Here is a 14029-nt window from a genome sequence, read left to right on the forward strand (position 1 = left end):
GATAGAATGAAAAACTTTGTGGTAAAAGATTATTTTTTGAGTCAGGAAGAATTTCAATTAAAAGTAGAAGAAGAAACAGGAATTCTTTACACCTACCCTACTCCGAATAATTTAGATAAGTATTATGATAGTCCAAATTATATATCGCATTCGAATGGAAAAAAGACAATCTTCGAAAAAATATATCAATTAGCGAAAGAATATAATTTACGATCAAAATCTAAAATCGTCCAAACATATACAAATGGAAAAAAAATCTTAGATTATGGCTGTGGTGTAGGCGATTTTCTAGTTACAATGAAAAACTATGGATTTTCGGTCGAAGGTTTCGAGCCAAATCCTATAGCACTAAAACAGGCACAAAATAAACTTGGAGATCTCGTTTCCGAGAAAAGTATTCTAAAAAGAAAAGAAACTTATGATATCATTACTTTGTGGCATGTGTTAGAACATATCCGTAACCGTGATGAAATTGTACAATCTCTCATCGATCACCTTGAACCAAAAGGTAAACTAATCATTGCCGTACCAAATCATACAAGTTACGACGCACAATATTATGGTAGATTTTGGGCTGCATATGATGTTCCTCGTCATCTGTGGCACTTTTCACCAAACAGTATGAAAACGTATTTTGATGGGTTTGGTATGAAAATTGAAAACATATTACCACAACACTTGGATAGTTTTTATGTAAGTATTTTATCAGAGAAGTATAAAGGTAAAAGCATACCATTTATCAGAGGAATTTTTAGAGGAATTCTATCGAATTTGAAAGCAAGAAAAACAAAAAACTATTCATCTCTAATTTATATAATTTCACGAAAAGACAAAAAAAATTAACTATGAAAAAGGGAATAATATTAACAAGCATTGCTGCTCTAGGTATTTTATCTTCTTGCAGTACTACGAAAGCGATTATAGCTACCGAAACACAAGTGCGTGGTGATTGGACGGTAACAGATGTACAATTACAAGGAGCAACCGGTACGGTTGCCGCTACCGTATTTGATGAAGCCCCTTATCAATGTTATCGTGGTAGTCAATGGCATTTAATCCAAAATAATAATTCTGGAACCTATACATTGACAGGCGGTGCCAATTGCCCATCGGGAACCAACGCTATAAAATGGACGATTACTGACGACGGAGCAAATAAATACTTCAATTTTAAGCGTGTAAATAACGAAAAAGCTAAAAATGTTGTATCTGGATATCGAATGAGAATCCAAAATGTTTCTGATACCCAAATGACATTAGTACAAGATGTATCTTTCGAAGGAAAGCTAATTAATATCGTTTATTACCTAAGCAAATAAGAAAATAAAAACAATGAAAAACATACAATTAAAAACAACAGGATTGGCCATTTTACTAGGAGGATCATTTATATTCTCTTCGTGTGAAGCGGTTCAAAATACAAATAATACACAACGAGGTGCTGCAATTGGTACAGTAGCTGGTGGTGTTATTGGTGGAATTTTAGGAAACAATGTCGGAAAAGGAGGTAATACTGCTCTTGGATCAGTAATTGGTGCTGCCGTAGGTGGCGGAGCCGGTATACTGATTGGGCAGCATATGGATAAACAAGCAGAGAAAATAGAACAAGTATTACCAGGTGCAGAAGTAGTTCGTACAGATGAAGGTATTAATCTTATTTTGAATGAAAATTCTTCGGTCACTTTCGATTATAATTCAGAGAATCTTACGTCAAAAGCAAAAAACAGTTTGGATAAATTGATACAAGTTTTCAAAGAATATCCAGACACCAACCTATTAATCGTTGGACATACAGACAACGTAGGCTCACAAAATTTCAATTTACCATTATCAGAAAAAAGAGCAAAATCAGTGGTTAATTATTTAGTTTCTAAAGGTATCAGTTCTTCTCGTTTAACGTCTAAAGGTGTTGGGCTCTCTGAGCCGATTGCAGACAACTCTACAGCAGCCGGTAGAGCACAAAATAGACGAGTAGAAATTGCGATTACTGCTAATGAAAAAATGAAAGCTGAAGCTAAAAAACAAGCAGGAGAATAATAGTAAACTATTTATAAAAACTAAAAGGAGCCCATTACGAGCTCCTTTTTTTTATCACCAAGTACTTCTCTCTAACAAAAACATCTAATACATTTATTACTATTGAAATGAAGTAACAAACCAACGGTTATCGATCTTTTCTACAATCACAGAATAATCTTTGCTCGTGCCTTTCTCATCAACCAAAGTTGCCCTCACCTCTACCCTTTTTTCATTGGCATTGATAATTTCATTTGATGTTATTTTAGCATTCTCTAACTTACCCAAAGTAACATCATTGGCAAAATCATTAAACGATGAATAATCCGATATCTTAGAAATTGCATACGCTCCCGAACGATTACCTTTTACTATATTTTGCAGAAAACGTGTAGCCAAAGGATTGGTTTTTCCGATTTCTGCTGGTGCTTCTGCCATAATACTATCCGACACTATTTTTACACCCTTTACATATTGATCAGGAATTCGTACTTGTTTCTTCAGACTTAAATACCTGGATGGATGCGGAACTCGAATTACCAAATCCAACGTATTAGTATATATCTTGGTAGGATCTAAATGTGCATAATGAATCGTAAAACCATCAAAAGAACTCATCAAATCATATGCTTGTGACGGAATAGTATTTTTCTGGGTATAAATAATTTGATGATTACTCAAAACATCGGTAGTAACGGATAAAGCTTGGTCATTGTTTAGTTTCGAACCATTTTTTTCACTGATTGATGGATAAATATGGATTCCGTTGCCTGCATTACTCACCTCGGCATGCATTTGTAAATCCATATCAGGAGCATTTTCTGTAATAGTTTCTTGTTCCATAACCGGAATACCTCCAGGATAAGGAGCTTGATTTCGATTCCAAGAAAAACCATTTTCTTTGGCTAATGTTTCGGCTAATGTAAAGATTTCATCAGAGTTTTTGCCATCTAATAACTGACGAACAATTGCCCAACGTGCCTCTGTTGTTTTCGCTTTTGTATTGTACTCGTAAATAATGTACAAAGCTTCTTTTAGTTTTTCTTGTTGTAAAGAAGGTAGCTTTTTTGCGATTTCATCAAAGGAAGAATTAAAAGTTATTTCGGTTTTGCTATCAATAATAGGTAAGTCTTTTTTACATTGTTGTAAACTTAATCCTATCGATAAAAGTAGAATAATTTTTTTCATAGCATTATGATTCTTGATTGATACTAATATCCGAAGATTTTTTGTTTTTTATGGGTTTTATATCCGGTAAACTATCCCCAATCGATTTAGCAGTACGCTCGTAGAAAGATTGTTTATCAATTGTATTGGCAATGAGAGAAGCGATTAATGCAGCAATCATAAAATAAAAAATCACAGAATGTCTATCGGTCATTTCGAGTACCAAAACGGCCGAAGTAAAAGGAGAACGAGTAAAAGCCGTTAAAAAACCTACCATCCCAATTAAGACCAACATATTTACTTGTCGTGGTTTTAATTGGAAAAGTTCGCCAATAACCGATCCAATCGTCCCCCCAAAACTCAACGCAGGGGCAAAAATTCCTCCTGCACCTCCGTTGGTAAACGATATCAATCCGTTGATTAATCTTGTAGGTAAAGTATACCATTCGACGGTTTTATCAGAATCGAAAAGCAAGCGGTCCAATAATAAATTTCCTGCTCCAACGCTATCTTCATTGGTAAAAAAAACCAATAAGCAAGCGATAATAACCATGATAAAACCAAAGATAAATTGAGGAATTTTTTTTAATTTTTTTCGAAAACGATTGAGGTTAAAAGCGATGACACCAAAATATGCTCCTACTATACCGCAAATAATAGAAGTAAGAATAATCAAGAAAAAGAACGAAATGCCATCAGGATTTACTTTCGGATAACCAAAAACTAAGTAGGGGCCTAAAATAGTTTGTGCAGTGAAACCTGCAATAATTACTGCAGAAAAAACCGTTGTTCGCAGATATTTCAGATGATTTTTGGTCAATTCTTCAATCGCAAAAACAATACCGCCCAATGGTGTATTAAACGCAGCTGCTAAACCAGCAGCAGCTCCAGTAATAATCATTAGTTTCTGACTTATTTTGGGCCACGAAGAAGGCAATATTTTATTGGTCACATGCAAAACAGATGCAGCAATCTGTATTGTCGGACCTTCCCTCCCCACTACTCCACCGCCGAGAGACATAAAAAAACTCGAAATTATTTTTACGATAATAATCCGAATGCTCAATAATTGTTCGTTGTATTTCTTGAACTGCTTGCTATTCATATTCAGAACCGCCATTACTTGCGGAATTCCACTTGCATTGGCAAATTTACCGAATCGGAAAACCGTAAGATACGAAAGCAAAAAAAAGAACGGAACCAAAACAAAAGTCCAACGACGGTCTTGATGATAAAAATATAAAAATGTCGCTTCACCAAAATGCAACAATTCGGCATATCCTACCGAAATAAGACCAATCAAGATAGAAGAAATCCACAAAGGAATAGATTGTAAAAGAAAATCTTTTGCTTTTGGATTATTATCTTTTGATTTTTCTACAAAATATTGAATAAGTTTTTTTAGCATTTTGATTGGTTTCGAGTGTGTTCGCGCTCTAAAAAATCAAAGGTACTTCAATCAAAAGAATTTTCGAATCTTTTTCTACATCAAATACAATCTGTTCTGCATCGGTAATTTCTATAGCATCTCTTCTATTTAACATAATTCCGTCAAACTCTACTTTTCCTTCAATCACAAAAAGCATAACTCCTTGATTTTCTTTATGAACAGAATATGTTTCGTGTGTTTTTTGCGAATATTCACCTTGATACATCCAAGCGTCTTGATGAATCCAAACACCAATTTCGTTTTGATTAGGTGAAAGAATTTGATAAAGCTGATTATCTTTTCGCCAGTCATTGATAGATTTTTGTTCGTACCGAGGAGCAACATTTTGTTTATTCGGGAAAATCCAAATCTGAAAAATTTCACACGCTTCGGTTTCGCTTGCATTCATCTCGGCATGAAAAATACCAGTCCCAGCAGACATCACCTGAATATCGTTCGGATAAATCACCGAACCATTTCCCATACTATCTTCATGGCGCAAAGCCCCTTTTTGGGGTAAAGTGATAATTTCCATATTCTCGTGCGGATGACGACCAAATCCCGTGCCTGCCGCAATAACATCGTCATTTAAAACTCGAAGCGCACCAAAATGTATTCGATCCTCTTGGTAATAATTTGCAAAACTGTAAGAATGATGCGTAATAAGCCAGCCATGATTTGCCCTACCACGAGTTTCTGCTTTATAAATTTGATATTTCATACGATTAAATGTTTCTTTCAAATTTCGATATTATAAGCCTTATTTTCCTTGATATAAGATAATTAGTCTTTCGAGTGTTCTACATTCCATTGTAGAATCTTATCGACAATTTTCGCCGCTAATTTATATTTTGATTGATGGGTCCAGCCAGCAATATGAGGTGCCAAAACTACTTTATCCGATTTGATGAAGTATTGATAATCTTCATTAAAATCATTTTTTTGGATACCTTCGAAAGAAGACTTTTCAAAATCAAAAACATCCAAAGCTGCACCCAAAACTTTTCCATTTTCCAATGCTTCGATCAAATCTTTGCTGACTACTGATTTTCCTCTTGCGGTATTGATAAAGTAAAAAGGGCGTCGGAATTGATTGATAAAATTTGTATTGATCATACCCAATGTCAGAGGAGTTTGTGGTGTGTGTAAACTCAAAATATCTGTCCGAAGAAATAGTTCTTCTAGCGAGACTTGTTGAGCAAATTCGTTGCCTTTATTGCGTAGAATATCATAACAAATAACCTCAACATCAAACCCTTGTAAACGTTTCGCGAAAGCATTTCCCATGTTTCCATAACCGATAATTCCGACTGTTTTTCCGGCCAGTTCATCGCCACGGTTTTGTTCTCGTCGCCAAATTCCGTTACGGACTTCAAGATCTGCACGGCGCAAATGATGCATCAACATCAATAACATTCCTATTGCATGTTCGCCAACAGAAGTACGATTGCCTTCGGGTGAATTGAACAAAACGATTCCTTTTTCCGCTGCAAAAGATTCATCGATATTTTCTAATCCTGCTCCTACTCGACCGATCCATTTGAGCTTGGTTGCTTTTTCTATGAAAGAACGATCAATCGGAAAACGAGAACGCAAAATCAAACCACCGTACTGATCAATTTTTTCTTCTATTTTTTCTTTAGATGAATGATAATCTTCATCAACTATAAAGCCAGCCTCACGTAAACTATCTACTAAGACAGTGTGATTGGTATCAATAACCAGAATTTTCATGCTACTTTTTTATCAAAGTTACGGGTTTAGAATATCTTTAAGAAAGCTTTTCTACAGAAGAAAATAATCTCCTAAAAAACTCATAAATTTGTAGCATGACAATAGCAGAAATACAAAATGAAATTGTTGATGAATTTTCTTTTTTCGACAATTGGGAACAACGATATGAGTATCTGATCGAGCTCGGGAAAGACTTGGTTGAGATGCCCGAAGAACAAAAAACAGAAGACAAAGTAATAAAAGGTTGCCAATCGACTGTTTGGTTAGATGCCAAAATGGAAGGTGATACCATACATTTTACGGCCGATAGTAATGCCATTTTACCGAAAGGAATTATAGCATTATTATTAAGAATGTATAACAATCAAAGTCCGAGAGCCATACTGGAGTCTGACACAGATTTTATACAAAATATTGGTTTACAAGAGTTTCTATCTCCAACGCGGGCAAATGGCTTATTGGCAATGGTAAAACAATTTAAATTTTATGCCCTTGCCTTTCAAGCGAAAAGCTAAAAAATCTATGTCGAAAAAGAAAAAACGCTTATTGGTCACGCGTTTTTCTGCTTTGGGCGATGTAGCGATGTTAGCACCTGTTTTGCAAGAATTCATCGAACAGAATCCAAATGTAGAAGTTTATGTTGCATCGCGTCCCAAGATGAAAGCAATTTTTGATCAAGTTGAAGGCACTCATTTTCTTTCGATTGATTTGGATCATCAATATAAAGGTTTATGGGGTATACTTCGGTTATATCGTTATTTAAAAACCTTTCATTTTACCGAATACGCTGACTGCCATCAGGTGCTTCGTACCCAAGTTTTAGGGATGTTATTCCGTATTTCGGGAGTTGAAGTTTCTGCATTAAATAAAGGTAGAAAAGAGAAAAAAGCGTTGATTTCACAAAAAAATAAAATCTTACAACCCTTGCGACCAATGACCGAACGCTACGCCGATGTGTTTAGACAATTGGGTTATCCTTTGGTTTTATCGAATACTTTAACAGAACGATTACCCAAATTATCGAATACAATTGGGATTGCCCCTTTTGCAAAATACGAAAGCAAAACTTTTCCGCTCAAAGAAATGAAAAAAATTGTAGTTGCTTTAGCAGCAAAAGGTTATAAAGTTTATTTATTTGGTGGAGGAAAAAAAGAAACTCAATTATTGCATCAGTGGGAAAAGTTGCATGATAATATCGAATCTAAAGCGTCTAAAATGTCTTTTTATGAAGAATTATCGCTCATTGCGCAATTACCTTTGATGTTGTCTATGGATAGTGCAAATATGCATTTGGCCTCACTAATGGGCACTCGTGTGATTTCTTTTTGGGGTGGAACTCATCCTTTTGCAGGTTTCTTAGGTTACGGACAATCGATGGACGATGTTGTTCAAGATGAGAGTTTAGCCATCCGCCCTACGAGCATTTTTGGGAAAGATCCGAGAAAATACAAAGGATATAACTATTTCGTTAATCTTTCGACTGATGATGTGATAAAAAAAATTCTTACTCGAATTTGAGCATCTATTTCTTTTTATTGTATTGATTTTTGCTAGATAAGAAAGTCATTGGTAGAAATAGAAATTATCTAGAAATAAACATATTTTTTGGGGTTAAAGATCTAAATCCTTTCTTCTAATTTCAACTTATTTTCTATACGTTGATCAATTTCTTGGAAGAAACCAAAACCTTTCAGACCAATAATAATTCCGAATATTAATAGACAAATTCCTACCACTTTTCTAATCATAAAAACTTTATCATCTGTGATTTTTGATTTTACCTTGTCGGCTAAAAAAATTTTGATGACATCTATACTAAAATAAGTACTCAACACCACCGACATATACCATACAAAATGTGTAGGATCTGGATATTTGATAATAATTGAAGAAACAATAACAAACCAAAAAACTATAACACCTACATTTAACAAGTTGAGTACAAATCCGTTGAAGAAAGTTTTGAGATAATTTTTGCCTACAATTCCTGTTTCTTCACCAAGGTGTAAACTGGGTTTGGAGAAATACATAAAAAAACCATAGACAATGATAAAAAAACCAGCAATTATGTAAATCTGATAATATTTTGGGTGTGTGTTTACGTAATTTGCAAAATCTTTAGAGCCATAATATGCTGCAGCAATACAAAGAACATCTGCAGCAATTACACCCAAATCGAGAACAATTGCCGACCGCCAACCTTTGTTCAAACTAGTATCAATAAGCAGAAAAAATACAGGTCCGATGAGAAAAATACTCAAAATACAACCTACTATAAACGCCGATACAATTAATTCCATAATTAGAAAAGAGTTGCAAGGTAGTAAAACTATCTTAATCTATCAGTTCAAAATCCAATTGTTTCTTCAAAAGATCAGCATTGATCAATTTCACCGAAACTCGATCTCCTAATTGATACTTTTTTCCTGTATTTCGTCCTATCAAAGCATGATTTTTTTCATCAAAGGAATACTGATCATCTGGTATATTTCGGGTACGGATTAGCCCTTCGCTTCGTGTAAGAGGTAACTCGACAAAAATTCCATATTCTTGTATTCCAGATATAAAACCTTCGAAATTTTCGCCTACAAACTCTTGCATATATTTCACTTGCATAAATTTTATTGACTCTCTTTCAGCTTCTGAGGCTAATTTTTCTCGGCTAGAACAATGCAAACATTTATCTTCGTAAGTGGCTTGCGGTGGAGAGCTTTTTTTATCCAAGAAGTCTTGTAATAAACGGTGTGCTATCATGTCTGGATATCGCCGAATAGGTGATGTAAAATGGGTATAATAATCGAAAGCCAAACCATAGTGACCGATATTTTCTGTAGAATATTTCGCTTTGCTCATGCTTCGCATTGCCAAGGTTTCTATCATATTCTCTTCGGGTTTTCCTTTTACATCGGCCAATAATCGATTCATCGAACGGATAGTTTTTTTACGCTCACCGATTTCTAATTCGTACCCAAACTGGATAACGAATTTTTTTAGATCTAATAATTTATCTGGGTCGGGTTCATCATGGATGCGATAAATATAAGTTCTACCATTTTCTTTGCCTTTCTCTAGACTAACAAATTCGGATACTTTTCGGTTACAAAGTAACATAAATTCTTCTATCAGATGATTAGAGTCTTTGCTAATTTTGAAGAATACGCCGGTCGGATTATTGTCTTGATCCAACTGAAATTTTACTTCTATTTTATCAAAGTTTATCGCTCCTTCTTTCATACGTTGAGCACGTAATTTTTTAGCTAATCGATCCAATGTTCTTATCTCTTCTTGGTAATCGCCTGTTTTACCTTCGATTAGTTCTTGTGCCTCCTCATAACTAAAACGGTGATTAGAATGTATTGCAGTTCGTCCGAACCAAGATTTCACTACATCGCCTTCATTCGTTAGTTCGAACACGCCCGAAAAAGTATATTTATCTTCGTTTGGCCGCAAAGAACAAACGTTATTACTCAAAATTTCTGGTAACATTGGGACTACTCGATCAACCAAATATACCGATGTTGCTCGTTTATAAGCTTCTTGATCGATTAACGTGCCAGGTTGTACATAATGTGTGACATCAGCAATATGAACACCTATCTCCCAATTACCATTTTCCAATGGTTGAATCGACAAAGCATCATCAAAATCTTTGGCATCTTTCGGGTCGATTGTAAAGGTGAGTATATCACGCATGTCTCGGCGTTTCTTTACTTCATTTTCATCAATTTTGGTATCGAGTTGCTGGGCTTCTGCTTCTACTTCTTCAGGAAATGCTTCGGGTAAACCAAATTCGAGCAAAATAGAGTGCATCTCTACATCTGAGTTTTCCGGATTTCCTAGAACTTCTGTAATTGAGCCTATAGGCGAATCAAATCCATCTGGCCATTCTAGGAGTTCGACTACTACTTTTTCTCCGTTTTTGGCCTGGTTTGCTTTTCCTTTCGGAATATAGAAGTCATAAGCACCGGATCCTTGCATACTTACAAAACCATATTTGCCCGATTTATGCTCTTCATAAATGCCGGTAAAGCGAGTTTTTAGGCGTTGTACAATTTCTACAACCTCTGCCTCTCTCCTACTATAGGGTTTTGGTGGATAGAGATATATCCGAACGGTGTCGCCTTGCATGGCGTGCTTTGTTTTTCCTTTTGGTATAAAAATATCTTTTTCAGAACCTTCGATAATTACATAAGCACTCCCATTTTGTGTTATATCTATTTTTCCTACTAAATAATCTCGATCGATATTGGCTAACTTAAATTTGCCTCTATCGGTCTCGGTAATTTTTTTCTCTCCACACAAGATATGTAAATTCTTGATCAGAATTTCTTTATCTATCCTACTTTCTATATGCAATGCAGCAGCTATTTGCTTGTAATTGAGAGGTTTATTTTGATTTTTGAATAAAACTTCTATTATTTTCTTACTATATTTCTGAAGTTTTTGTTGATGTTTTTTATTGGTATAAAATTTTTTCTTTTTTTTCGACATAGCGTTGATTAAAGGATGTTTATCTAGAAAACATCTCATGCAATAAATTTACTTATTTTTTTATAGTATAGCATGGATTGTACCAAAAAAATATGATGTAGAATATTTTAAAGAATGATAACAGAGATGTGATGATTTGGATCGTTTATTTTTATCTAATGGATTTGAAACATACAAAAACTATAGTACCATCCTTATTCTATATTCTAGAAAAAAAAGATAGTGATTTGGATGCTTATATTCGCAAATGTATGGGATGGGTATTGATGTTGATCAGAACTATTCGTCTACTGTTTTTTTGAAAATATAATCGACATTATTTTTTTCGGCGATAAAAGTACACTTTCTTTCGGAATCATTACTACGAACAAGCAATTTTATTAATTCTTTTCTGATGACGATCACCCTCGAAAGGTGTATTTAAGAATACTTTTACAATCTCGAATGCATATTCGGTTGCAATAAATCTCGCCGGCAAAGCCAATATATTTGCATCGTTATGTTTACGCGATAATTCTGCAATATCAGTCATCCAGCATAAGGCAGATCGAATACCAGCATGCTTGTTCGCTGTCATGTTAACACCTTGTCCACTACCACATATTACAATACCAAAATCACAGCTTTTATTCTCGACAGCTTCGGCCGTAGGATGGGCAAAATCTGGATAATCAACACTTTCTGTTGATAAAGCTCCAAAATCTTCATATTCAAACCCTTCCGTTGTTAATAATTGTTTGATTTTCTCTTTTAATTCGTATCCTGCATGATCAGATCCTAAGGCAATTTTCATAATTTTAATAGTTTTTAACATGCTTTTTAAGCATGAAATTATACTCTAATGATAATCAATGTTTTAGTCTATGATGAAATTGTTGATAAACTTGAAATGAAAATTAATAACTTTTACAGAGCATTTTTTGGATATCTGAAACAATTTTTTAGGTAAACAAAAAATTAAATTCTACAAGAGCAAGTTTTCATTTTCAAATAATTTCTTTACACATCTGTATGCACAAATTTACGGCAAGGATATATCAACAAAAAATCTATTTCAATAATATTGACAATTTGTTAATAAAGAAACTAATATACTTATAATCAATATATTTATCGACTAACAACTTGTTGATAGTTAACGATAACTTTTCAGGATAACAATTTATCAACATATTAACAGGCCTAATAAAGTTTAGTAGTTTTTCTTTTTTTAAAAATTTAAAAATTAAATACTTTATCATTATTTAGGAAATGTTGATAGGTGAACAAAATAAAAAACAGGACGACTAAAAATCTTTCTTTATTTTTGTGCTAAGAAAAAACTACACTAACAAAAAAGACAAATAACAATGAAAATAATAGACGATTTTAATTTCGCAAATCAAAAAGCTCTCATTCGGGTGGATTTCAATGTACCACAAGATGCCAATTTACAGGTAACCGATGCAACGAGAATTGTTGCAGTGAAACCTACGATAGAAAAAATCCTCGATGACGGTGGTTCGGTTGTTCTGATGAGTCACTTGGGACGTCCGAAAGGACAAGTAAATGAACAATTTTCTTTGAAAAATATCGTACCGAAAATTGAAGAAGTTTTGGGAAAAAAAGTTATTTTCTCAAAAGATACAGTAGGAGAAGATGCACAACAAAAAGTTGCAGATTTGCAAAATGGAGAGATTCTTTTGTTAGAAAATGTCCGCTTCCAGGCAGAAGAGGAAAAAGGAGATCGAGAATTTGCCGAAAAACTGAGCAAATTTGGAGACATATATGTCAATGATGCATTCGGTACAGCACACAGAGCACATGCTTCGACCGCTATTGTTGCCGAATTTTTTCCGGATAAAAAAGCATTTGGTTATTTGATGCAGCAAGAATTAGAAGCAATAGAAAAAGTTCTGAAATCTGGCGAACATCCTATCACTGCAATTTTAGGTGGTGCGAAAGTTTCATCAAAAATTACCATAATCAATAACATTCTACCGGTAATCGATAACCTTATTATTGGAGGCGGAATGACGTATACATTTATCAAAGCACAAGGGGGTAAAATTGGTGCTTCGTTGGTCGAGGATGATAAACTAGAGTTAGCAAAAGAAATTATAGAAGATTGTAAGAAGAACAACGTAAAACTTTATTTACCAATTGACAATGTTATTGCCAATAAATTTTCGAACGATGCAGAAACCCAATTGGTTAGCGTAAATAATATCCCAGATAATTGGATGGGTATGGATGTTGGTCCCGAAACTTCGGCCCACTTTGCACAAGTAATTCTCGATTCGAAAACAATTTTATGGAATGGTCCTTTGGGAGTTTTCGAGATGGAAAATTTCGCAAAAGGAACAATCGCTTTAGGAGATGCAATCGCCGAAGCAACCCAAAAAGGAGCTTTTTCTTTAGTCGGAGGAGGAGATTCAGTAGCTTTTGTAAAAGCTTTTGGGTACGATGATAAAGTAAGCTATGTCTCTACCGGAGGAGGTGCAATGCTAGAGAGCTTAGAGGGGAAAGAGTTACCTGGCGTAGCAGCCATTTTACGATAGCTAGAAGAAAGTACAAATAAATTAATATGAAAAAAAGTGCCGATAATAATCTTTTTTATCGGCACTTTTTGTTGCTATCAATTAATTATCTTGCCTGTTTATTTTTGTACAATTCATATTGTTTCGGTGTCAGAATTTGCTCGATTCCTATCGAGTTTGTCTGACTAAAATTATAAGAAGAACGCCTTTTCGCTGCCTTAGGGTCATATTGTTCTGCTTTTGAATATTGTAGTGTTCCACGGCTTCCTCTACGCATAGATTTTTTGGTCTGTTGATCGTTGATATACCAATTTTGTAGAGCAATTTCTTGTTCTTTTGTTAATTGTAAATCACTGAATTGTTGCATAAACTGTTCCTGTGTCATTCTTGGGTTATAATCAGAATGGTTTCTCTGGGTCTGCGCAGAAACGCTCAACATACATCCAAAACTCAAAAGTATTATTATATTTTTCATGTTGTTCTAATTTTTTTATTTGATATTAAATAATTCAATTCTTGTACCAAACTAAAATTCAACTTTTTAAAACCTTTTCTATCCAAAAAATTATTTTACCAACAAAAGAAAATGTTGATTATATGTTCTATAGGGTAAAAGAAAGGAGATAAATATAAATTATTAACAAAGTTTAACACAATACTAGGATAGATTTCT

14 protein-coding genes are annotated in these 14029 nt (G+C 34.3%); 6 read left to right on the forward strand and 8 right to left on the reverse strand.

Features of this window, described 5'->3' with window-relative positions; genetic code table 11:
- Window positions 1–6: 6 nt before the first annotated feature.
- Genes WEEVI_RS05175 through WEEVI_RS05185 form a run of 3 tightly spaced genes read left to right on the forward strand, consistent with a single transcriptional unit; the run spans window position 7 to window position 2037 of the window.
- Complete coding sequence (locus tag WEEVI_RS05175; protein ID WP_013598104.1) at window positions 7–843, forward strand: class I SAM-dependent methyltransferase; 837 nt, start codon at window positions 7–9, stop codon at window positions 841–843.
- A 2-nt stretch (window positions 844–845) separates the two neighbouring features.
- Window positions 846–1319 carry a hypothetical protein gene (locus WEEVI_RS05180; protein WP_013598105.1) on the forward strand — a complete coding sequence of 158 codons (474 nt, stop codon included), beginning with the start codon at window positions 846–848 and terminating at the stop codon, window positions 1317–1319.
- Window positions 1320–1332: 13 nt separating this feature from the next.
- The gene (locus WEEVI_RS05185) at window positions 1333–2037 is read left to right on the forward strand and encodes a YiaD family glycine zipper/OmpA-like lipoprotein (RefSeq protein WP_013598106.1); all 705 of its coding nucleotides are present in this window, start codon (window positions 1333–1335) and stop codon (window positions 2035–2037) included.
- Between the two features lie 99 nt (window positions 2038–2136).
- Here the strand turns inward: WEEVI_RS05185 and WEEVI_RS05190 are convergent, their stop codons facing one another.
- From WEEVI_RS05190 to WEEVI_RS05205, 4 genes are all read right to left on the reverse strand, one after another.
- Window positions 2137–3204 carry a hypothetical protein gene (locus WEEVI_RS05190; protein WP_013598107.1) on the reverse strand — a complete coding sequence of 356 codons (1068 nt, stop codon included), beginning with the start codon at window positions 3202–3204 and terminating at the stop codon, window positions 2137–2139.
- A 4-nt stretch (window positions 3205–3208) separates the two neighbouring features.
- A complete protein-coding gene (locus WEEVI_RS05195; protein WP_013598108.1) occupies window positions 3209–4591 on the reverse strand; it encodes a chloride channel protein in 1383 nt (460 codons plus the stop codon).
- Between the two features lie 28 nt (window positions 4592–4619).
- Window positions 4620–5333 (reverse strand): pirin family protein, encoded by a 714-nt coding sequence (locus WEEVI_RS05200; RefSeq protein WP_013598109.1) that lies wholly within the window; start codon window positions 5331–5333, stop codon window positions 4620–4622.
- Between the two features lie 62 nt (window positions 5334–5395).
- Window positions 5396–6346 carry a 2-hydroxyacid dehydrogenase gene (locus WEEVI_RS05205; RefSeq protein ID WP_013598110.1) on the reverse strand — a complete coding sequence of 317 codons (951 nt, stop codon included), beginning with the start codon at window positions 6344–6346 and terminating at the stop codon, window positions 5396–5398.
- 95 nt (window positions 6347–6441) lie between these two features.
- Between WEEVI_RS05205 and WEEVI_RS05210 the strand changes: the two genes are divergently transcribed.
- Entirely contained in the window at window positions 6442–6861 is a 420-nt protein-coding gene (locus tag WEEVI_RS05210) for a SufE family protein (RefSeq protein WP_013598111.1), read from the forward strand.
- 7 nt (window positions 6862–6868) lie between these two features.
- The gene (locus tag WEEVI_RS05215) at window positions 6869–7864 is read left to right on the forward strand and encodes a glycosyltransferase family 9 protein (RefSeq protein WP_013598112.1); all 996 of its coding nucleotides are present in this window, start codon (window positions 6869–6871) and stop codon (window positions 7862–7864) included.
- Window positions 7865–7965: 101 nt separating this feature from the next.
- Here WEEVI_RS05215 and WEEVI_RS05220 read toward each other — a convergent pair whose 3' ends face one another.
- The 3 genes from WEEVI_RS05220 to rpiB form a co-directional block, all read right to left on the reverse strand.
- The gene (locus WEEVI_RS05220; RefSeq protein WP_013598113.1) at window positions 7966–8646 is read right to left on the reverse strand and encodes a LysE family translocator; all 681 of its coding nucleotides are present in this window, start codon (window positions 8644–8646) and stop codon (window positions 7966–7968) included.
- A gap of 34 nt (window positions 8647–8680) precedes the next feature.
- The gene (rnr, locus tag WEEVI_RS05225) at window positions 8681–10876 is read right to left on the reverse strand and encodes a ribonuclease R (RefSeq protein ID WP_013598114.1); all 2196 of its coding nucleotides are present in this window, start codon (window positions 10874–10876) and stop codon (window positions 8681–8683) included.
- 322 nt (window positions 10877–11198) lie between these two features.
- Complete coding sequence (gene rpiB / locus WEEVI_RS05230; RefSeq protein WP_013598116.1) at window positions 11199–11630, reverse strand: ribose 5-phosphate isomerase B; 432 nt, start codon at window positions 11628–11630, stop codon at window positions 11199–11201.
- A 556-nt stretch (window positions 11631–12186) separates the two neighbouring features.
- Here rpiB and WEEVI_RS05240 point away from each other — a divergent pair.
- Window positions 12187–13377, forward strand: a complete 1191-nt coding sequence (locus WEEVI_RS05240; RefSeq protein ID WP_013598117.1) for a phosphoglycerate kinase — start codon at window positions 12187–12189, stop codon at window positions 13375–13377.
- Window positions 13378–13462: 85 nt separating this feature from the next.
- Here the strand turns inward: WEEVI_RS05240 and WEEVI_RS05245 are convergent, their stop codons facing one another.
- The gene (locus WEEVI_RS05245) at window positions 13463–13831 is read right to left on the reverse strand and encodes a hypothetical protein (RefSeq protein WP_013598118.1); all 369 of its coding nucleotides are present in this window, start codon (window positions 13829–13831) and stop codon (window positions 13463–13465) included.
- Window positions 13832–14029: the final 198 nt, after the last annotated feature.

Source organism: Weeksella virosa DSM 16922 (genome assembly GCF_000189415.1).
Taxonomy (GTDB): Bacteria; Bacteroidota; Bacteroidia; order Flavobacteriales; family Weeksellaceae; genus Weeksella; species Weeksella virosa.

Coding starts and splice junctions, on each gene's coding strand:
- WEEVI_RS05175 (WP_013598104.1), top strand. CDS start 7: ATGAAAAACTTTGTGGTAAAAGATTATTTTTTGAGTCAGGAAGAATTT.
- WEEVI_RS05180 (WP_013598105.1), top strand. CDS start 846: ATGAAAAAGGGAATAATATTAACAAGCATTGCTGCTCTAGGTATTTTA.
- WEEVI_RS05185 (WP_013598106.1), top strand. CDS start 1,333: ATGAAAAACATACAATTAAAAACAACAGGATTGGCCATTTTACTAGGA.
- WEEVI_RS05190 (WP_013598107.1), bottom strand. CDS start 3,204: ATGAAAAAAATTATTCTACTTTTATCGATAGGATTAAGTTTACAACAA.
- WEEVI_RS05195 (WP_013598108.1), bottom strand. CDS start 4,591: ATGCTAAAAAAACTTATTCAATATTTTGTAGAAAAATCAAAAGATAAT.
- WEEVI_RS05200 (WP_013598109.1), bottom strand. CDS start 5,333: ATGAAATATCAAATTTATAAAGCAGAAACTCGTGGTAGGGCAAATCAT.
- WEEVI_RS05205 (WP_013598110.1), bottom strand. CDS start 6,346: ATGAAAATTCTGGTTATTGATACCAATCACACTGTCTTAGTAGATAGT.
- WEEVI_RS05210 (WP_013598111.1), top strand. CDS start 6,442: ATGACAATAGCAGAAATACAAAATGAAATTGTTGATGAATTTTCTTTT.
- WEEVI_RS05215 (WP_013598112.1), top strand. CDS start 6,869: ATGTCGAAAAAGAAAAAACGCTTATTGGTCACGCGTTTTTCTGCTTTG.
- WEEVI_RS05220 (WP_013598113.1), bottom strand. CDS start 8,646: ATGGAATTAATTGTATCGGCGTTTATAGTAGGTTGTATTTTGAGTATT.
- rnr (WP_013598114.1), bottom strand. CDS start 10,876: ATGAGATGTTTTCTAGATAAACATCCTTTAATCAACGCTATGTCGAAA.
- rpiB (WP_013598116.1), bottom strand. CDS start 11,630: ATGAAAATTGCCTTAGGATCTGATCATGCAGGATACGAATTAAAAGAG.
- WEEVI_RS05240 (WP_013598117.1), top strand. CDS start 12,187: ATGAAAATAATAGACGATTTTAATTTCGCAAATCAAAAAGCTCTCATT.
- WEEVI_RS05245 (WP_013598118.1), bottom strand. CDS start 13,831: ATGAAAAATATAATAATACTTTTGAGTTTTGGATGTATGTTGAGCGTT.